The 19662-nt window shown below is 66.2% G+C and carries 15 protein-coding genes; 9 read left to right on the forward strand and 6 right to left on the reverse strand.

Features of this window, described 5'->3' with window-relative positions; translation table 11 throughout:
* Nucleotides 1-40: 40 nt before the first annotated feature.
* The 3 genes from ACR9FL_RS15045 to ACR9FL_RS15055 are packed head-to-tail and all read left to right on the forward strand — an operon-like array spanning nucleotide 41 to nucleotide 3749.
* Nucleotides 41-1714, forward strand: a complete 1674-nt coding sequence (locus tag ACR9FL_RS15045; RefSeq protein ID WP_436356181.1) for an ArnT family glycosyltransferase — start codon at nucleotides 41-43, stop codon at nucleotides 1712-1714.
* On the forward strand, nucleotides 1714-2649 hold the full coding sequence (locus ACR9FL_RS15050; RefSeq protein WP_436356182.1) for a hydroxymethylglutaryl-CoA lyase: 936 nt from the start codon (nucleotides 1714-1716) through the stop codon (nucleotides 2647-2649). The genes ACR9FL_RS15045 and ACR9FL_RS15050 overlap by 1 nt, the downstream gene beginning before the upstream one ends.
* Complete coding sequence (locus ACR9FL_RS15055) at nucleotides 2616-3749, forward strand: class I SAM-dependent methyltransferase (RefSeq protein WP_436356183.1); 1134 nt, start codon at nucleotides 2616-2618, stop codon at nucleotides 3747-3749. Before ACR9FL_RS15050 ends, ACR9FL_RS15055 begins: the two co-directional genes overlap by 34 nt.
* Nucleotides 3750-3834: 85 nt before the next feature.
* Here the strand turns inward: ACR9FL_RS15055 and ACR9FL_RS15060 are convergent, their stop codons facing one another.
* Nucleotides 3835-5076: a tetratricopeptide repeat protein gene (locus tag ACR9FL_RS15060; protein WP_436356184.1), complete on the reverse strand. Its 1242-nt coding sequence runs from the start codon at nucleotides 5074-5076 to the stop codon at nucleotides 3835-3837.
* An 81-nt stretch (nucleotides 5077-5157) separates the two neighbouring features.
* Entirely contained in the window at nucleotides 5158-8274 is a 3117-nt protein-coding gene (gene putA, locus ACR9FL_RS15065) for a bifunctional proline dehydrogenase/L-glutamate gamma-semialdehyde dehydrogenase PutA (RefSeq protein ID WP_436356185.1), read from the reverse strand.
* 87 nt (nucleotides 8275-8361) lie between these two features.
* Here putA and ACR9FL_RS15070 point away from each other — a divergent pair, with 87 nt between their 5' ends.
* From ACR9FL_RS15070 to ACR9FL_RS15080, 3 genes are all read left to right on the forward strand, one after another.
* Nucleotides 8362-8853 carry an Lrp/AsnC ligand binding domain-containing protein gene (locus ACR9FL_RS15070; RefSeq protein WP_436356186.1) on the forward strand — a complete coding sequence of 164 codons (492 nt, stop codon included), beginning with the start codon at nucleotides 8362-8364 and terminating at the stop codon, nucleotides 8851-8853.
* Between the two features lie 68 nt (nucleotides 8854-8921).
* The gene (locus ACR9FL_RS15075) at nucleotides 8922-11147 is read left to right on the forward strand and encodes an AGE family epimerase/isomerase (RefSeq protein ID WP_436356187.1); all 2226 of its coding nucleotides are present in this window, start codon (nucleotides 8922-8924) and stop codon (nucleotides 11145-11147) included.
* A 158-nt stretch (nucleotides 11148-11305) separates the two neighbouring features.
* A complete protein-coding gene (locus ACR9FL_RS15080; protein WP_105564701.1) occupies nucleotides 11306-12391 on the forward strand; it encodes a glycosyltransferase family 4 protein in 1086 nt (361 codons plus the stop codon).
* Nucleotides 12392-12582: 191 nt separating this feature from the next.
* Here the strand turns inward: ACR9FL_RS15080 and ACR9FL_RS15085 are convergent, their stop codons facing one another.
* From ACR9FL_RS15085 to phnC, 4 genes are all read right to left on the reverse strand, one after another.
* A complete protein-coding gene (locus ACR9FL_RS15085) occupies nucleotides 12583-13665 on the reverse strand; it encodes a substrate-binding domain-containing protein (protein ID WP_436356188.1) in 1083 nt (360 codons plus the stop codon).
* 109 nt (nucleotides 13666-13774) lie between these two features.
* Nucleotides 13775-14518 carry a phosphonate ABC transporter, permease protein PhnE gene (gene phnE, locus ACR9FL_RS15090; protein ID WP_233190322.1) on the reverse strand — a complete coding sequence of 248 codons (744 nt, stop codon included), beginning with the start codon at nucleotides 14516-14518 and terminating at the stop codon, nucleotides 13775-13777.
* Nucleotides 14519-14598: 80 nt separating this feature from the next.
* Nucleotides 14599-15606, reverse strand: a complete 1008-nt coding sequence (gene phnD / locus ACR9FL_RS15095; protein WP_296176826.1) for a phosphate/phosphite/phosphonate ABC transporter substrate-binding protein — start codon at nucleotides 15604-15606, stop codon at nucleotides 14599-14601.
* A complete protein-coding gene (gene phnC, locus ACR9FL_RS15100; RefSeq protein ID WP_436356189.1) occupies nucleotides 15603-16400 on the reverse strand; it encodes a phosphonate ABC transporter ATP-binding protein in 798 nt (265 codons plus the stop codon). The genes phnD and phnC overlap by 4 nt, the downstream gene beginning before the upstream one ends.
* 273 nt (nucleotides 16401-16673) lie before the next feature.
* Here phnC and ACR9FL_RS15105 point away from each other — a divergent pair, with 273 nt between their 5' ends.
* From ACR9FL_RS15105 to ACR9FL_RS15115, 3 genes are all read left to right on the forward strand, one after another.
* The gene (locus ACR9FL_RS15105) at nucleotides 16674-17936 is read left to right on the forward strand and encodes a type III PLP-dependent enzyme (protein WP_105564706.1); all 1263 of its coding nucleotides are present in this window, start codon (nucleotides 16674-16676) and stop codon (nucleotides 17934-17936) included.
* Nucleotides 17937-18054: 118 nt separating this feature from the next.
* Nucleotides 18055-19113: a 1,9-bis(guanidino)-5-aza-nonane synthase gene (locus ACR9FL_RS15110; protein ID WP_105564707.1), complete on the forward strand. Its 1059-nt coding sequence runs from the start codon at nucleotides 18055-18057 to the stop codon at nucleotides 19111-19113.
* A gap of 195 nt (nucleotides 19114-19308) precedes the next feature.
* Nucleotides 19309-19629 (forward strand): ribonuclease, encoded by a 321-nt coding sequence (locus tag ACR9FL_RS15115; protein ID WP_436356190.1) that lies wholly within the window; start codon nucleotides 19309-19311, stop codon nucleotides 19627-19629.
* The last annotated feature ends 33 nt before the right edge of the window (nucleotides 19630-19662 follow it).

Raw genomic sequence — 19662 nt, forward strand, 5'->3', positions numbered from 1 at the left:
AAGCTTCCGGGGGGCGGCGTTGGCGTGATACGACATCGCCATGAACCGCCCGAACCTGGATCACCTCATCGCCGGCTGGCGCGGCCCCGTTCTGGCGGCCCTGCTGACCCTGCTCGCCGGCCTGCCCAGCCTGATGCTGCTGCCGCCGCTCGACCGCGACGAAAGCCGCTTCGCCCAGGCGACCGCGCAGATGCTGGAAAGCGGCGACTATGTCGACATCCGCTTCCAGGACGAGCCGCGCTGGAAGAAGCCGGTGGGCATCTACTGGATGCAGGCCGTCGCCGTCGGCCTGACCTCGGATGTCGAGGACCGTAACATCCAGCCCTATCGCCTGCCGTCGCTGTTCGGCGCCATGCTGGCCGCCTGGGCCGTGGCCTGGGCCGGGGCGGCCCTGTTCGGCAATCGCGCGGGCTTTTTGGCGGGCGCCATGCTGGGCGCGACCTTCCTGCTGTCGTCCGAGGCGGGCATCGCCAAGACCGACGCCATGCTGTGCGGCCTGACGACCCTGTCGATGGCGGCGCTGGCGCGGATCTATATGGCGACGCGGGCGGGCGAAAAGCCGGTGCGCTGGCACAAGCTGCTGTTCTGGCTGGGCATCGGCCTGTCGATTCTGATCAAGGGGCCGATCGGCCTGCTGGTCGTGGCCCTGTCGATCATCGCCCTGTCGGTCTGGGACCGGAACATCAAGTGGCTGGGCAAGCTGGGCTGGGGCTGGGGGCTGCCGCTGGTGGCCCTGCTGGTCGGGCCCTGGGCCATCGCCATCACCATCGCCACCGATGGCGGCTTCTGGCGTGAGGCCATCGGCGGGGACCTGGCGCCCAAGATCGCCGGCGCCCACGAAAGCCATGGCGGCTTCATCGGCATGTACGCTCTGCTGTCGCCCCTGCTGCTCTTCCCCGTCACCCTGATGCTGCCCGCCGCCCTGTCGACGGGCTGGCGTCGGCGGGCCGAGCCGGCCATCCGCTTCGCCGTCTGCTGGCTGGTCCCAGCCTGGCTGATGTTCGAGATCGCCCCGACCAAGCTGTGGCACTACACCCTGCCCACCTTCGGCGCGATCGCCCTGCTGGCCGCCGCCGCCCTGACCCAGCCGATCGGCAAGATCTCGCGCATTTCCGGCGCCCTGCTGGGCCTGTTCGCCGCTGTCGTCATCTGCGCCATCACCGTCTATGGCCTGACCGAGTTCGGGCGCTCGACGGCCCAGACCTGGGCCACCGTGACCATCGTCTTCGCCGTCATGGCGGCAGCGGTCGGCGGCTTCCTTCTGGTCAACCGGGCGGCGATCACCGGGGTGCTGGCCGCCATCGCGTGCGGCGTCATCGCCCACGCCGGTCTGGCCGGGACCATCCGCCAGCTGCGCCCCCTGTCCATCGCCCCGCGTCTGGTGAAGACCCTGGAATCGGCCGAGCTGAGCCCGGCCCAGGGCCGCTATCCGGGACCGGTGGCCATCACCACCTTCCATGAGCCCAGCTTCGTCTTCCTGACCGGACGCGACACCCAGCTGACCGACGGCCCCGGCGCCGCCCGCGCCCTGGCCGAGGGTCGCCCCGCCATCGTCGAGGCCCATGACGACGAAGAGTTCCGCCGCGCCCTGGCCGACCTCGGCGCCGCCGGGCGCGCCGTGGGCGTGGTCAGCGGCCACAACTACTCCTCAGGCGACGACGTACGCCTCACCGTCTATGCGCCAGCGGGCGCCGGCGAACGGAGCGCACGCTGATGGGTCGCTTCATCCAGATCGTCGAGGTCGGCCCGCGCGACGGCCTGCAGAACGAAAAGGCCGTGCTGACGCCGGCCGTCCGCGCCGACTTCGTGCGCCGCCTGGAAGCCGCGGGCGCCAGGCGCATCGAGGCCGTCAGCTTCGTCCACCCGAAATACGTGCCGCAGATGGCCGGGGCCGAAGAGGTCATGGCCGCCCTGCCCCCCGCCGAGGGCGGCAGCCGTATCGGCCTCGTTTTGAACGGCAAGGGCTATGACCGCGCGCTCGGCACGGCGGTGGACGAGGTCAATGTCGCCATGTCCGCCACCGACGGTTTCGGCCTGAAGAACCAGGGCCTGAACGTCGACCAGCAGGTGCAGATGCTGGCCGACATCATAGCGGGTCGTCGCAACGCAGAAGGCGCGCCCGGCGCGGCCCCCAAGCTGACCGCCACCCTGTCCTGCGTCTGGGGCTGCCCCTTCGACGGCGAGGTCTCGGTCGAGCAGGTCAGCGAACTGGTCATCCGCATCGCCGCCCTGGGCGTCGAGGAGATCGCCCTGGCCGACACCATCGGCGTGGGCGATCCGTGGAGCGTGACGAAAAAAGTCGAAGCCGCCCGCAAGGCCGCGCCCGACGCGACCCTGCGCCTGCATTTCCACGACACCCGCAACACCGGCCTGGCCAACGCCTATGCCGGCGTCGAAGCCGGAGTGGACATCCTGGACGCCTCCGTCGGCGGCATCGGCGGCTGCCCCTTCGCCCCCGGGGCGACCGGCAACATCGCCAGTGAAGACCTGGTCTACATGCTGGAACGCGCTGGCTTCTCGACCGGCTACGACCTCGACCAGATGATCGAAACCGCCCACTGGATCGGCGACCAGATCGACAAGCCCCGCCTCAGCGCGCTCAGCCGGGCAGGTGAATGGCCACCCGCCGCCTCACAAACGTCGGCTTGAAAAAAGGCAGTCAAGCCTTTCCCGCGGCGCCGCAAATCGATACGAGCGTGGCACGAGGCCTCGTGGGCTTTCAGAAATTTCCAGGCGAGACTGTTTTGATAAACCCCTTGAAGTTCTGGCGCAGGAAAACTCGCCAAGCAGAGCAGGTCACCAACAAGTTTCAGGCCGCGTTTAGCCAAATCAACGCCCTAACCTTGGCGATGGAAGAACATCGCCGAGAAACACGGCTGCTTTACAACAGTCTCGCCCTCCCTGATCGAGCGGCATGGTACGGTCAGCCGCCCATGATAGAAGGCGAGCCGGGGAGCTTCGCATTTCCCAACAGCACACTGTGCCGTCAGGAGAGCTTTAAGACCCCCTATTTTTCATACTGGAGCGGGCGTCTTTGCGAAGGTTTGCGCTATCATCGCAAGCTGTGGGAATTCGTCTTTATCTGCCAGGCGCTCTGGGAACGCGGTGCCGTGGTGCCGGGCGCCCGAGGCCTCGGTTTCGGCGTCGGCTCTGAACCGTTAAGCGCCTTCTTCGCCTCCCAAAACTGCCGCATCCTCGCGACCGACATGGATGTTGAAATGGCGGAGGCGATGGGCTGGACCCTGACCAACCAACATGCTGTCGGCAAGGAGGCTCTGCGAAAGCCTGCCGTCTGCCCCGACGACCTTTTCACCGAAAACGTGTCGTTCCAGGCTTGCGACATGAACGACGTGCCGGCTGAATTCGTTGATTTCGACTTCTGCTGGTCAGCCTGCGCGCTGGAGCACCTTGGCTCCATCGAGCATGGCCTCGCCTTCATCGAGCGGTCGATCCAGTGCCTGAAACCGGGCGGCTGGGCAATCCACACGACCGAGTACAACACCAGCTCAAATGAAGAGACTGTCGACAATCTCGGCACGGTGCTGTTCCGACGCAGAGATTTTGAAAGGCTGGCCGCCCGCCTTACTGAACAGGGGCATACCGTAGCGCCGTTCGACTTCAATCCGGGCGACGGAGAGGTTGACCGTTTCATCGATCTTCCGCCCTACCGGGAGCAGCCGCACCTTCAGATGGCGCTCTCGGGCTTCTCCACAACCTCGTTCGGGATCATCGTGCAGCGGGGAGTCTAGTCGCTTCCACGCAGGGTGTTCTCCCGTTTTCCGGGAAGAGGCCTTCGATGCCGGGAGTGCAGTCGCTTCAGGTGGTGGTGATCGTTTACCCAGGGCTATCGACGTCAGCCTGACTAGCCGCTGCGCCCCTGCGCAGCCAAAGTTTCGCCGTCCTGACCACGCGCGCCAGGCCCCCTTTTGGCAAAGCCTCCGTGTCTAAAGGGAGGCTTGCCCGATAGTGGTCAAGCTGCAGCTGATAGTCAGCGTGCGACGGAAACAGGCCTACGGCGTGCTCCAGCGCCTTTATTGCAGCTCCATGCGCGCCGCACTGCCATTCTATATGGCCCAGCCAAGCCCAGAGATTTGCAGTGTCTGGACTGGTCGCCACGATCTCCCTGGCCAGCACGCGCGCCTCATCCGGCCGGCCTGCATCGACAAGGGCTTGAGCGCGCAGGACCAGATAGTTCGGCGCACGTTCGGTGACGTTCGACAGTACATCATGATAGGCAAGTGCCTGCTCATGTTCTCCCAGTCGGCCAAGGAGCGAGGCCACGGCCGCCAGCGCGATCGGGTTGGCCGGCGCAAGATTGTTAGCTCGACGGGCTAGAGCCAGGGCCAGATCGGCGCGACGCGGGGGCTGCAGCTCCGCCAAACGAGACAGATAGGCTGGGCACTGCGGTTTTCGTCGCCGCGCATCAGCACGAAAGCCCGCAACGTTCAGGGCGCCTGACAGGGTCTGCAGGACCAGAGGCCCAAGCAACTCCAGCTCAGAAAGATAGGTCGCGGAGGGATGCCCGCTATGGGGAAGGTCGATACGCTCGATCGCCGTTTCCGCCGCGATCATCTCAACGTGACGGCGATCGTCGCCGGTGGGATCGAAGACGATAATCGGCGTACAGCCGCATTTTATGGGACCGTCGATTTCCGGCAACCACCGGATGCCGTGAGCCTCCTGACGCCAACGCGTCTCGAAGGGAACCTTGGCGGGATCAATGGAGTACTGGGGTGATATCGCCAGAGCGGCGTGGGCGCCGGCGGCATCGGCGAACCTGATTGCTGCATAGCCGCCCATGCTCGACCCATAGGTCATCACTCGCTCAGCGCCAGCTGTGATGCGGCGCACCGCGGCCATGACCTCGGCCATCTCCCGATACTGATACCACTCCTCGCGACTGCCCATCACATGAACCGCAGAGACCCCGGCGTGACGCAGGAAGCTCTCGCCAAATGCAGGACGGTCAAAGCCGTGACCGATGCCGTAGTTGTCGAACGTCACGACCCAGCGGCTGACGTCCTCCACAGGCACGGCGCGGACAACGACATTTTCGCTGCGAAACAGGTCGATCATCCAGGCTCCTTAAGAGCAGGTCTTAGACCGATTTGGGGCGAAGCGCGACGAGCCCGCCCCGCTTCGCCTCCTTCCCGACAATCAGAGGTTCAGCAGCGCCGGGTCGCCGCCCTGAGCTGCGATGTTGACGCTGATGGCCTTCTCGGCGGCGTAGCGGATCAGGCTGTTGGGGCCGCCGGCTTTCGGGCCGGTGCCGGACAGGCCTTCGCCGCCGAACGGTTGTACGCCGACGACGGCGCCGATGATCGAGCGGTTCACATAGACGTTGCCGGCCGGAACCAGACGCACGACCTCGTCGGCGAAGGCCTCGATGCGGCTGTGAACGCCCAAGGTCAGGCCGTAGCCGCGCGCGGCCAGCTTGGCGGCGACCGACTTCAGGTCCTTCGAGTCATAGCGATAGACGTGCAGGATCGGGCCGAAGACCTCGCGTTCAAGGAAGTCCGGGGTCGGGATCTCGGCGATGGTCGGGGCGAACAGGTCGCCCTTGTCCGAACCGGCAGCCAGTTCCGCCCGGGCGACGATCTTGGCGTCCTTGGACAGACGCGCCACGTGGGCTTCCAGATTGGCGCGGCTCTCGGCGTCGATGACCGGACCGATGTCGGTCCTGGGATCGGTCGGGTCGCCGATGACCTGGGTCGCCAGCGCGCCCTTCAGGCCTTCGATCAGGGCGTCGGCGGCTTCCTTGGGCGCATAGAGGACGCGCAGGGCCGAACAACGCTGACCGGCCGAGCCGAAGGCCGACAGGATGACGTCGTCGATGACCTGTTCCTTCAGCGCCGTGGTGTCCACGAACATGGCGTTCAGACCGCCGGTCTCGGCGATGAAGGGGATGATGGCGCCCGGACGCGCGGCCAGGCCGCGGTTGATGGCGCTGGCGGTGTCGGTGCCGCCGGTGAAGGCCACGCCGTCGACGCCCGGATGGTTGGTCAGGGCCGCGCCGACCACCTCGCCGCGGCCGGGCACGAGAGCCAGCAGGTCGGGGTTCAGGCCGGCCTTGTAGAAGAGGCGGACGGCCTCGGCGGCGATCAGCGGGGTCTGCTCGGCGGGCTTGGCCACCACGGCGTTGCCGGCGGCCAAAGCAGCGGCGATCTGGCCGGCGAAGATGGCCAGCGGGAAGTTCCACGGGCTGATGGCGGCGAAGACGCCGCGACCGTGCAGCACCAACTCATTGGTCTCGCCGGTCGGGCCCTTCAGGGTCTGGCGACCGCCGAAGTCGCGTTCGGCCAGCAGGGCGTAGTAGCGGCAGAAGTCGGCGGCTTCGCGCACCTCGGCCACGCCGTCGTTCAGGGTCTTGCCCGCTTCACGCGACAGCAGGGCGACCAGACGGTCCATGTCGGCTTCCAGGGCGTCGGCCATGGCGCGCAGGATCGGGGCGCGGCCGGCGCCGCCAACGCGGTCCCAGGCGACCTGGGCGTTGCCCGCAGCCGTGACGGCGGCGTCGACATCCTCAACCGAAGCTTCCGAGACGTGGCCCAGAACCTGCGAACGGTCGAAGGGATTGGTCACGTCCTGCGGGTTCACGCCGGCCTTCAGCTTGCCGCCGATGATGGGGCCGGACGTCAGCTTCTCGCTGTCGACGCGCTCCAAGGCCTTGGCGTGGCGCTCACGGTCGGCGGCCTGCGAATAGTCGCGGCCGAGGGAGTTCTGGCGATCGCCGTAGATGTTCATGGGAACCGGAATCCTGGGGTGACGGTCGGGCTGGGCCTCGACGGCGGTGATGGGGTCAGCGGCGACAGCGGCCGCGGGAACGCGCTCGTCCAGTAGGGCGTGGACGAAGGAGGAGTTGGCGCCGTTTTCCAGCAGGCGGCGCACCAGATAGGGCAGCAGTTCTTCGTGACCGCCGACGGGAGCATAGGCGCGGACGATGACCGTCTCGTCGGTCCAGGCTTCGTGCGCGGCGTCATAGAGGGCCTCGCCCATGCCGTGCAGGCGCTGGTGCTCGATGGTCACGTTGCGGTCGCGCGCCATGCGCCGCACCGCCGCCAGGGTATGGGCGTTGTGGGTGGCGAACTGGGCGTAGATGTAGGGCGAGGCCTCGATCAGGGCCTTGGCGCAGACCAGATAGTTGAGGTCGGTCGCGGGCTTGGTGGTGAAGACCGGATAGTCGGTGCGGCCGTTGACCTGGGCCAGCTTGATCTCGGTGTCCCAATAGGCGCCCTTGACCAGACGCACCATCAGGCGACGGCCCGAGGACTTGGCCAGTTCGGCCAGCTTCTGCACCGTTTCCGTCGTGCGCTTCTGATAGGCCTGAACGGCCAGGCCCAGACCCTTCCAGTCGCCCAGTTCCGGCTCGCGCGCCAGCCGCTCCAGAAGCTTCAGCGACAGGGCCAGACGGTCGGCTTCCTCGGCGTCGATGGTGTAGTTGATGTCGTATTTGGCGGCGATCAGGGCCAGACGCAGGATGCGGGGATAGAGCTCCTCCCAGACGCGATCTTCCTGCACCGCCTGATAGCGCGGCGACAGGGCCGACAGTTTGACCGAGACGCCGTGACCGGCCTCCGGGCCCTGGCCCTTGGCGGTCTTGCCCACGGCCTCGATGGCGTCGGCATAGATCTTCTCATAGCGCTCGGCGTCGGCGACAGTGCGGGCGCCCTCGCCCAGCATGTCGAAGCTGCACAGCCAGCCCTCGCGGTCCGAGCGCTTCAGCGCCGCCTCGATGGTGCGGCCGACCACGAACTGCTCGCCCATGATCTTAACGGCGGTGGCCACGGCCTGACGGATAACCGGCTCGCCCAGACGCCCGGCGATGCGCTTGAGGAAGCCCGACAGGTCGGTCTTGGCCTCATCGTCCACGTCGACCAGCTTGCCGGTCAGCATCAGACCCCAGGTCGAGGCGTTGACGAACAGGCTGTCGGACTGGCCCATGTGCGAGGCCCAGTCGGCGGAGCCGATCTTCTCGGCGATCAGGCGATCGCGGGTGTCGGCGTCAGGGGTGCGCAGCAGGGCCTCGGCCAGGCACATCAGGGCCAGACCTTCGCGGGTGCCCAGCGAAAACTCCTGCAGGAAACTCTCGACCACGCCCTGCTTCTTCTGGCTGGCGCGGGCCTGATCGACCAGGGCGATGGCGTCGCGCAGCACGTCGGCGCGCTCGGCCGTCGTCAGGCCGGGGTTGGCCAGCAGTTCGGCGACCACGGCGCCCTCGTCGCGGAACTTGTTCCGGTCCAGGTCGTCCCAGTGCTTCAGGTCGGTCGGCGTCATCATCTCACCCTGGGATCAAACCCTTCGATTTGCGGCATATATGGCGGACTTCACCGAATGTGCATTGTATGATGGCGGCCCGAACCAATGATCCTTCGGCCGAAAGGCGCAACCGCCATGCAAACTCTGGACGACACCGATCGCCGTCTGCTGCGCGTGCTGCAGATCGACGGCCGCATATCCAACGCGGAACTGGCGCGAAGGTGCAATCTGTCGCCCGCCGCCTGCTTCGAACGGGTCAAACGGCTGAAGGACAAGAAGGTCATCACCGGCTACGCCGCCCTGATCGACCCGGCCTCGGCCGACCGGGCCCTGCTGATCTTTATCGAAGTGCTGCTGGACCGGACCACGGGCGACGTCTTCGACGCCTTCGCCGACGCCGTGCGCCGTCAGCCCGAGGTGCTGGAGTGCCATATGGTCGCCGGCGGCTTCGACTATCTGATCAAGGCGCGGGTGGCCGACATGGACGCCTACCGCGTCTTCCTCGGCGATATTCTGGTGCGGATGCCCGGCGTGCGCGAGACAAGGACCTATGCCGTTCTCGAAGAGGTGAAGTCGACGACGGTGCTGCCGCTGTGACTGGAATACAGGGCGCAGACTTGTCAGGGCCTCGACCAACTGGAGCCGCGCCGCTAAACCCATGTCCCATGAGTTCGAGGCCATCTGTATATCCGGTTATTCTTTGCGGTGGGGCCGGCACGCGACTGTGGCCCGCCTCCCGACCGTCGCGGCCCAAGCATTTTATTCCCTTGGCCGGCAACAGATCCCTATTTCAGGAAACCGTTCAACGCGTGGCCCCGCTGGCCGCTGGCGACGGCCGCCTGATCATCGTAGGCGGCGCCGGCCATCAGAAGACCATTCTACACCAGCTATCCGAAATCGGCGCCTCAGCCGTTATCTTGCTGGAGCCCGAGGGACGCGATTCTGCCGCGGCTATGGCGGCCGCGGCGATCTGGACGCGACGACAGTCGCCCGACGCGGTCAACCTGTTCGTCCCGTCCGATCACCACGTGCCGGATCACGACGCCTTCCATGAAGCTGTGGCCCAGGCTGTTGAAGCTTCGCTGGCTGACCGCATCGTGACCCTGGGCATCGTGCCCAACACGCCCTCGTCGGCTTACGGCTATATCGCACCCGCGACCGCCGGCCTCAGCCCCGTCGCCGCCTTCGTGGAAAAGCCGACCGAGAGCGCGGCGCGTCGATACATAGACAGCGGCTACCTCTGGAACAGCGGAAACTTCATCGTGCGGGCCGACCTGCTCGAAGAGGAGTTCACGCAATCCGCCAATTCCCTGCACGCCAGCGTCAGGGATGCAGTCGACGCGGCCGTGCACGACAGCGGCTGCATCCTACTGGGCGAAGCCTTCCGAACCGCCGCCAAGATCTCCGTCGACTATGCGATCATGGAGAAGACCTGCCGCGCGTCCGTGCTGCCGGTCTCTTTTGAATGGTCCGATCTCGGCGCTTGGGACGCTGTTCACGCCTCGGGCGAAGGCGATGTCGGCCTCCATGTGCTGGAAGATTCGGAGGGCTGCCTCATCCGTGCGCGCGACGGCGTCCTGGTAGCGGCCATCGGCTTGCGCAACATCGGGATCGTGGTGGAGCAGGACGCCGTCCTCGTTACCGATCTGAAACGCAGCCAGGATGTCAAAAAGGTCGTCAAACGCCTTGAGAATCTTTCCCCCCGGCACCTCGATTTCGAAGTTTCGGCTACCCCCTCCTTCTACGAGGGCGCCACGCGTTTGAGCGCATGGTTGAGAAGCAAGGCCCTGCCGATCTGGTGCACGCTCGGCCAAAATGACGGCGGCGCGTTCGAAGAAACCCTGGGCCTGGACGGACGTCGGGTGCGAAGCGCCAAACGCGCCCGTGTCCAGGCGAGACAGATTTATGCCTACAGCCAGGCCGGCTTGCTGGGTTGGCAAGGCCCCTGGCGACGCGCGGTTGAAAGCGGGCTGGACTATCTGGATGGACCGTTCACGCGACCGGACGGACTGCTTCGCTCCATCCTGGATGTTGATGGCCAGCCAATCGACGAACACGCCAGTCTGTATGATCAGGCCTTTCTGCTTCTGGCGCTGGCCTTCGCGGGTCGCGCCCTGGGGCGGGCGGACATGGAGCCGCGCGCCGTCGCGGTGCGTGAGCTCCTGCTTCAGGAACGGAGCCACAAGGGCGGGCTGACCGAAGTCGGAGCCAAGCCCTATCAGGCCAACCCCCTGATGCACATGCTCGAAGCCTCGATGGCATGGGAGGAGGCGAGCGCCGACGCTGGTTGGCGCGAGTTGTCCGATTCCATCGTTGCGATCGCCCGTACCCGACTGATCGACCAGAAGATCGGCCTCATCGGCGAATTCTTCGATGACGACTGGACCCCGCCCGACGACAGGCGGAGCGAGTTGATCGAGCCCGGCCATCAACTGGAGTGGTCCGGCCTGCTCGCCTTGCACGCAAAAGCACGCGGCGACACCGAGCTCGCCTGCCTAGCCTGGAACCTCTATCTCAGCGGCTTGGACGGGTTCGATCCCCACAAGGAAGTCATCATCGACAGCCGCAACATCAATGGCACCGTGCGCAGCGAGCGCGCCCGTCTTTGGCCGCAGACAGAGTGGCTCAAGGCGTCGCTGATCTTTGCGACGCTGTCAGACGACGGACGGCGCGAGTTCTGCCTGAACCAGGCGGCCAGGGCCGAGGCCGGCCTGTGGCGCTACCTGACGTCAGACGGCCTGTGGAAGGACAAGCTGCTGGAGGTCGGGCGCTTTATCGAGGAACCTGCGCCAGCCAGTTCCTTCTATCACATCGTCGCCGCCTACGCCGAAGTGGAACGCGCGGTCATGGCCCTTTCACCAGACAGAAAACTCGCCGTTTCGTTGTTCTGATCATCGGTCGACGACGGGCGCCCGCGATACGCGGACCTATGCCGTTCTCGAAGAGGTGAAGTCGACGACGGTCCTGCCGCTGTAAACCGTCTCGCCTTCGTCATGCGAAGCGGCTAGAATTGCCGGCTCAGCGAAACGGCCCGGGCCCACTCGACTTCATGCGCATTGTTCTGGTCACCGACGCCTGGGAGCCCCAGGTCAACGGCGTCGTCCGTACCCTGACCCGCACCGTGGCCGAGTGCCGCGCCATGGGCCATGAGGTCGAGGTCATTGAACCCAGCCAGTTCAAGACCATCCCCTGCCCCACCTATCCCGAGATCCGGCTGGCCCTGGGCGCCGAAGAAGAGATTCGTGAACGCCTGCGCGCCTTCGAGCCCGAGGCCGTCCATATCGCTACCGAAGGCCCCCTGGGCATCGCCACGCGCCGCATCTGCGTGGAGTGGAAGCTGCCCTTCACGACCAGCTATCACACCAAGTTCCCCGAATACGTCTCGGCCCGGTTCCCGATCCCGGTTCAGGTCGGCTACGCCTATATGAAGTGGTTCCACAAGCCGTCAGGCCGGCTGATGGTGGCGACGCCGACCCTGCGCGACGAACTGGTCGAGCACGGCTTCCGCAACGTCTCTCCGTGGACGCGCGGCGTGGATACCGACCTGTTCCGTCCCGATCTGGAGCCCATCTACAAGGAGATGGGCGGCGATGAATGGCCCCGCCCCTTCTTCCTCAACGTCGGTCGCGTGGCGGTCGAGAAGAATATCGAGACCTTCCTCGAACTGGACCTGCCGGGCACCAAGATCGTCGTCGGCGACGGCCCCGCCCGCGCCGAGCTGGAAGAGAAATACCCCGAGGCCAAGTTCCTGGGCGCCCGTTTCGGCGAGGACCTGGCGCGCTGCTTCGCCGACGCCGACGTCTTCGTCTTCCCCAGTTGGACCGACACCTTCGGCCTGGTGATTCTGGAGGCCATGGGCGCGGGCACGCCGGTCGCCGCCTATCCGGCGCACGGCCCCATCGACATCATTCCGGGCTCGGGCGCCGGCTTTATCGACGATGACCTGAAGACCGCCTGCCTGAAAGCCCTGGAGTTGGATCGCAAGGATGTGCGCGCCTACGCTGAAAAATTCAGCTGGCGCGCCTCGGCCGAACAGTTCGTCGAGAACCTGCAACCCTATCCCGAGCCGGCGCGAGGCCGCTTCTGGCGCCGCCTGCGCCGGATCGCCCGGCTGAGGCGCAAGGCGGCGGCCTAATTTTCCTTCTCCCTTGCGGGAGAAGGTGGCTCGCGCAGCGAGACGGATGAGGGATTGCTCCGCCTCACCCCTGTAACGCTCAAAAGGAAAGCGCCGCGATCAGCCGACCGCGGCGCTCACACCCCTCATCCGAGCGCCTTCGGCGCCCACCTTCTCCCACACGGGGAGAAGGGCATTCCTCGCGCTGACCCTTAGTTCGGGCGAGCCATGGAGGTCATGGCGGCGGCCTTGGCTCGTTCGGCGGTCAGTTCGGCGACCGGCAGCGGCACCAGACCACGGTCCTGCAGGTAGCCGCCGCGCGCGGCGGAGCCTTCCGACATGAACTCCTGAACGAACTGTTCCAGGCCCGGCGTCACGCCGATATGGGCCTTCTTGACGTAGATGTAGAGGCTGCGCGCCAGGGGATAGGTGCCATCGGCGATGGTCTCGGCCGAGGGGGCGACGCCGTCGATGGTCTCGGCCTTCACCGTGTCCATGTTCTGCTCCAGGAAGGAGAAGCCGAACACGCCCAGCGAGCCCGGAGTGCGGGTCAGGGTCTGGACGATGGCGTTATCGTTCTCGCCCGAATCGACCCAGGCGCCGTCTTCACGCAGGGTGTGGGTCAGGGTCTCGAAACGGGTCTTGTCGCCCTTCAGCGCGGCCACGGCCGGGACCAGTTCGCCGCCGGGCGCCATGCCCAGTTCCAGGAAGGCGTCGCGCGTGCCCGAGGTGGGCGGCGGGCCGTAAACCTGGATGCGCTGGCTCGGCAGGCCCTTGTTGACGTCGTTCCACGTCTTGGTCGGGTTGGCGACGAGGGTCCCGTTCGGGCCGGGCACTTCCTTGGCCAGACCTTCATAGAGGTCGTTGAGCTCGAAGTTGAAGCTGTTGCCGGTGCGGGCGGTGGCGATGACGATGCCGTCGAAGCCGATCTTGATTTCGACGATGTCGCTGACGCCGTTGGCGACGCAACGGTCGAACTCGCTCTGCTTCATCGGACGCGAGGCGTTGGCGATGTCCGGGGTCGAGGGGCCCACGCCGGCGCAGAAGGCCTGGATGCCGCCGCCGGTGCCCAGAGACTCAACGCGCGGCGCCGAACCGCCCGAGGTGCGGGCGAAATTCTCGGCCACGCGAGTGGCGAAGGGGAAGACGGTCGAGGAACCAGCGGCCCAGATGCCCGCGCGGGCCTTCTGGCTGCCGGGGGCGCCGCCCGCTTCGTTGTTGCCGCAGGCGGCGAGCGCGACCAGGGCTGCAGCGCAGGCCCCGAACTTGGCGGTATTTTTCAGGGAACGGATCATTGGCCGGACCTCTCCAGACGTCAGTTGGAGACGCTTAGAGCAGCGAAGTGTGACGGTCCGGCCAGACCTTTGTGACAGTCAGAGCAAACCTCGCCCCGACCCGGTTCGATTACAGCAGGCGCTTGCGCATGACCTGCGACAGGGTGTCGATCAGGGTCACGGCGATGACCACGATGATGACGATGGCCGAGACGGCCCGGAAGTTGAAGGCGTTCATGCTGTCGAACAGCACCTGGCCGATGCCGCCGGCGCCGATCAGACCCAGGACGGTGGCCGAACGGCTGTTGGACTCGAAACGATAGAGGGCGAACGAGGTCCACAGCGGCGCCACCTGCGGGATCACGCCCCAGACGATCTCATGCAGCTTGGAGGCGCCCGTGGCGCGCACGCCCTCGACCGGCCCCTTGTCGATCGACTCGACCGCTTCCGAGAACAGCTTGGCCAGCACCCCGGCCGTGTTCAGGGTGATGGCGAGCACGCCGGCCAGGGGGCCCAGACCCACGGCCGTGACGAACAGCAGGCCGATGACCAGATCCGGCACCGAGCGCAGCAGGTTCATGACCCAACGCACCGGGGTCACGACCCAGGCCGGCGCCATGTTGCGCGCCGCGGCCAGACCCAGAGGAATACCGAACAGGACCGCCAGGAAGGTGCCCCACAGGGCGATCTGGACCGTTTCCCACATCTTGGCGACGAACATCTTCCAGTCGGAGAAGTCCGGGCGCAGCAGGTCATGGACGAACAGGCGGGTGCTCTCATTGCCCGAGAACAGGCGCGAGATATTGCCCAGGTCGACGGCGTCGATGCTGTAGAGCAGGACGGCGATCACGCCGCCCCAGACCAGGATGTCCATCGCCCAGGAGACGGCGGACTTTTGCGGCGCGGCCGGAACGGCGCCCGCAGTCGCGGAAGCAGGCGTCAGCGGAGCAGAGGTCAAGGCTGGACCTCACGCAGGCTGCGCAGACGCTGAAGCTCGGCGGTCGCGGCCGCGGCGCCGGCCTTGTCGCCCTTGGCTTCGGCGTCGCCGCGCTTCTGGTCGGCGATCATTTCGCGGATCGGGTTCAGGTAGCTGTCGTCGGCGGCGGCGAAGCGCGAATATTCCAGACCAGCCAGAACCTTGCGCTGACGCTCGGCTTCCGGGCCTTCGCCCTGGCCGTAGGTCAGGAAGAAGCTGCGGATCTTTTCCTTCAGCGCGGGATCCAGGTCCTCACGCACGACGATGCCGCTCTCGGGGATCGGCGGCGAGACCCAGATCTCTTCGATCTGATCGGCCAACTGCGGATTCTCGCGGCGGATGAAGATGGTGTTGACGCTGTTCGAGGTCGCCACGTCGATCACGCCCGTGGCCACGCCGAAGGCGTTGGCCTGATGGTTGGCCGAGCGGACCGTCTTGAAACACTGCGACGGCACGACGCCGCGCGCATTGAACAGGAAGGTCATGGGCGCCAGGGTGCCCGAGGTCGACTGGGCGTCGCCGATGCCGAAATTGTATTGCTTGCCGCAGGCCAGAACCTTGTCCAGCGTAATGCCCGAGCCCTTCTTGACGATCAGGGTCGACTGGTAGCTGTCCAGACCTTCGCGGTTGACCGTGCGGGCGATGACCTCGGCGTTGGCGCGATCGATGGCCTCGACCTCGGGCTTGGCCGAGAACCAGCCCACCTGGGTATGGTTGCCGCGCATGGCCTCGACCAGAACCGTGTAGTTCGAGCCGAAGTAGGGCTTCACCGGCACGCCGATCGACTTGGACATGTCGTCCAGCAGCGGCTGCCACAGCGGGCCCGACGAGGCCTGCCCCTCTGCCGAGAGGATGGAGAAGGTGATTTCGGTCGGAGCGGCGCCCGAGGCCTTGTCTTCGCCCTTGCCGCAGGCGGCGAGGCCCAGGGTCAGGGCGGCGACGGCGGCGACGCCCATGAGGCGGCGGGTGATAGGGGTGCGGGTCATGCCTTGGCTTCCCAGAACGCGTCCTCGTACTCGGGACCGTAGATTTCAATCAGGCGCTTGGAGTCCAGACCGGTCGACGGACCGTCATAGACCACCTTGCCCTTCTGCAGGGCGATGACGCGGTTGCAGTAGCGGATGGCGTAGTCGACCTGGTGCAGGGTGACGATCACGCCCATGCCGTCGCGCTTGTTCAGCTCGACCAGCAGTTCCATGACCTTACGGGCCGACACCGGGTCCAGCGAGGCGACCGGCTCGTCGGCCAGGATGGCTTGCGCCCCCTGGACGATAGCGCGGGCGATGGCGCCGCGCTGCTGCTGACCGCCCGACAGGGTGTTGGCGCGCTGCGCGGCGTAATCGGACACGCCGACGCGATGCAGGGCCGCCATGGCCCGCTCGCGATCCGCCTTGGGCCAGACGCCGAAGATCCCTCGCCAGCCCGGCAGCCGCCCGAGGGCGCCCAGCATGACATTGGAAAAGAGCGACAGACGTCCCACCAGATTGAACTGCTGGAAGATCATGCCCATGCGGCCGCGCGCCTTGCGCACGGCGCCGGTGATCCGGCCGTTCTGCTGAACGGTCTCGCCGAACACCTGGATCGTTCCCTTGCCGGGGTCGATGGGGTGCAGTCCGGTGATGGAGCGCAGCAGGGTGGACTTGCCCGATCCGGACGGCCCGATCAGGGCGACCATCTCGCCGGCGGCCACTTCGACGGACACGCCGTCGAGCGCCTTTCGGGCTCCATAGGTCTTTGACACATCCCGTACGGACGCGACAGCGGCGGTTGAAGAACTCATGAACCCGTGGGTGGCGGTTGCAACAGGGGGCGCCGCATGACGCGCCACGCGCGTTTCGACAAGTCTTAATGGCATGCCTGCGTCGTTTTCGTCCAGTGCGGGGGCGGCGCCGCGCCCCTTTCAGCCCGCTCCTCTGTGGATCAGGTCATGAAATTACCGCTTTACATGACAGCTCGGCATCCCTACATCGCGCGTTCCGGCGGACCCCGTGGTCTAACCGTTAAGCGCTGCTAACGCCGGTCTGGGTTAACAATTAGCAGGGGGTTACGTGAATTGCGCACGTACCAACTTCCCCTGGACCTGGTCCGTGAGCGGTCCCCTGAACGTCCCGTCGCCCTCGTGCGACCGCGTTCGGTTTCCGTAGCGGCGCGCTGGTTCCAGGATAATCTGAAAGCCGACGTCTTCTATGCAGTGAAGGCGAACCCCTCGCGCTGGGTCATCGAGACCCTGGTCGAGCAGGGCGTCAACGCCTTCGACGTCGCCTCTCTGGCCGAGATCGAGCTGGTCCGCTCGGTCAGCCCGAACGCGCGCCTGGCCTTCATGCACCCGGTCAAGAGCCGCGGCGCGATCCGTGCGGCCTACGCCGACCACGGCGTGCGCACCTTCGTGCTCGACAGCCATGACGAGTTGCAGAAGATCATCGAGGCGACCGACAACGCCGACGACCTGAATCTGGTCGTCCGCATGGCCGTCTCGGCCGACGGCGCCGCCTATTCCCTGTCGGGCAAGTTCGGCGTGTCGCCGGATCAGGCCCCTGCCCTGCTGCTGGCCGTGCGCCAGGCGGTGCAAGACGGCCTGATGGGCGTCAGCTTCCACGTCGGTTCGCAGTGCATGCGCCCGACCGCCTATGAAGCCGCCATGTCGCAGGTCGGTCGCGCCATCAAGAAGGCGGGCGTCTTCGTCGACATCGTCGACGTCGGCGGCGGCTTCCCTTCGGTCTATCCGGGCATGGTCCCGCCGGACCTGAGCGAATACGCCGACGCCATCCACCGCGGCTTCAACGAGATGCCGGTGTCCGAAACGACCGAACTGTGGTGCGAACCCGGCCGGGCGCTGGTCGCCGAGTCGTCGTCGGTGCTGTGCCGCGTGGACCTGCGCAAGGGCGATGCTCTTTATCTGAACGACGGGTCCTATGGCTCGCTGTTCGACGCCACCCACTCGCGCTGGCCCTTCCCGACCAAGCTGGTCCGGGATGGCGAAGCCGCGTCGGAGCTGAAGCCCTTCCGCTTCTATGGCCCGACCTGCGACAGCATCGACCACATGCCGGGCCCGTTCTGGCTGCCGGCCGATGTGCAGGAAGGCGACTTCATCGAGATCGGCATGCTGGGCGCCTATGGCGTGGCCATGACGACCGGCTTCAACGGCTATGGCGAACACGAAATCGCCGCGGTCGAGGACGCCCCGATGGCTTCGCTCTACGGCCTGGCTCCGCGTTCGATCCCCACGGTCCGCACCTCGGCCGAGGAAGCCGCCCGCAAGGTCGTTCGCCTGTCACGCCCCAAGGGCAAGGCCGGCGTGCGCAAGCGCAAGCGCTGATCGCCTGAGCCAAAGCCGTCTTCGGACGTTGATATGAGATCCGCAGCGGCCCGTCGCTCCGTCCGGGCCGCTGCGTCTGCTTGACGACGGGCGCTCATATCTCAGGGAAACCGCCGAAATGAACGCTCCCGTTCAGTCGAACCAGAAGGCTGCGCTGCTCAAGAACACCGTCGAGCACGTCGACATGACCAGCTTCGACGCGCGCCCGATCATCGACAGCATGCGCAAGATGTCCTTCAGCAGCCGCGACACGGCCCGCGCCGCCGACATTTTCAACATGGCCATCGAGGACAAGGCCTGTTCGCCCTGGCTGATCCTGGCCGGCTCGACCTCGGCCGGCGGCTGCATGCATGTTTATCGCGACATGGTGAAGTTCGGCATGGTCGACGCCATCGTCGCCACCGGCGCCTCGATCGTGGACATGGATTTCTTCGAAGCCCTGGGCTTCAAGCACTACCAGGCCGCCGGCGAGGTGGACGACAACGTCCTGCGCGACAACTACATCGACCGGATCTACGACACCTATATCGACGAGGAAGAGCTCCAGGCCTGCGACCACACCATCCTGGAGATCGCCAACCGTCTGGAGCCGCGCGGTTATTCCAGCCGTGAGTTCATCTGGGAGATGGGCAAGTGGCTGTCGGAAGGCAACGCGAAGAAACCGGGCTCGCTGATCCAGACCGCCTATGAAGAAGGCGTGCCGATCTTCTGCCCGGCCTTCGTCGACTCGTCCGCCGGTTTCGGCCTGGTCAAGCATCAGAAGGAGCGGGCCGCCGCCGGCCTGCCCTATCTGATGCTGGACGCCATCGCCGACTTCCGCGAACTGACCGACATCAAGATCGCGGCGGGCGTCACCGGCCTGTTCATGGTCGGCGGCGGCGTGCCCAAGAACTTTGCGCAGGACACCGTCGTCTGCGCCGAGATCCTGGGTGTGGAGGCCGAGATGCACCGCTATGCGGTTCAGATCACGGTCGCCGACGTGCGCGACGGCGCCTGCTCGTCTTCGACGCTGAAAGAGGCCGCCTCCTGGGGCAAGGTTCAGACCACGCACGAGCAGATGGTCTTCGCCGAGGCCACGACCGTCGTGCCGCTGATCGGCTCGGACGCCTATCATCGCGGTGCCTGGAAGACCCGCGAGAAGCGCCGCTGGAACAAGCTGTTCGGCCATTCGTCTTAGGCCGCGATCAGAAGGCTCCGCCTTGGCTTGCACCGCCCTCCGGGTCTCGACCCGACGCGGCCTCGCGCGCCTCAAGCAGCGCAAAGCGCGTTAGGCGCAAAGAATAATGAGGCCGGCGGGGCAACCCGTCGGCCTTTTCTTTTTTGGAACCCGCGGCCCGCCCCATCGCGTTCCTCCTGAAACAAGGAGACGATGATGGCCGATCCCAGGACCGACAGCGAGGAAGCCCGCGAAGCCGCCGCCATGGGCGAAAAGTCTGACCGGGGCCACGCCCAAGACGCGCTGAAAAGAGCGCTGGAGGGTAGCGACATGGGCTCTGACACCCGCGCCGGCTCGCTGCGCGGCGGTTCGGCCACAGGCTCCGACATTGATCCGGACCAGGATGTCATCAACGAGGCCCTGGCCGCCGAGGGCCGACGCGCCAAGGGCGAGGGCTCCCAACCGGCGGGGGGCCCCGCCGAGGCGCGCAAGTCGACCGGCCAGCCCGGCGACGATGTGGACGCCCCAACCGGTTGAACCGCCTTGCTGCCGCCGCACGGATGGGCCACG

It is taken from the genome of Brevundimonas sp. CEF1 (assembly GCF_051353055.1).
Classification (GTDB): domain Bacteria; phylum Pseudomonadota; class Alphaproteobacteria; order Caulobacterales; family Caulobacteraceae; genus Brevundimonas.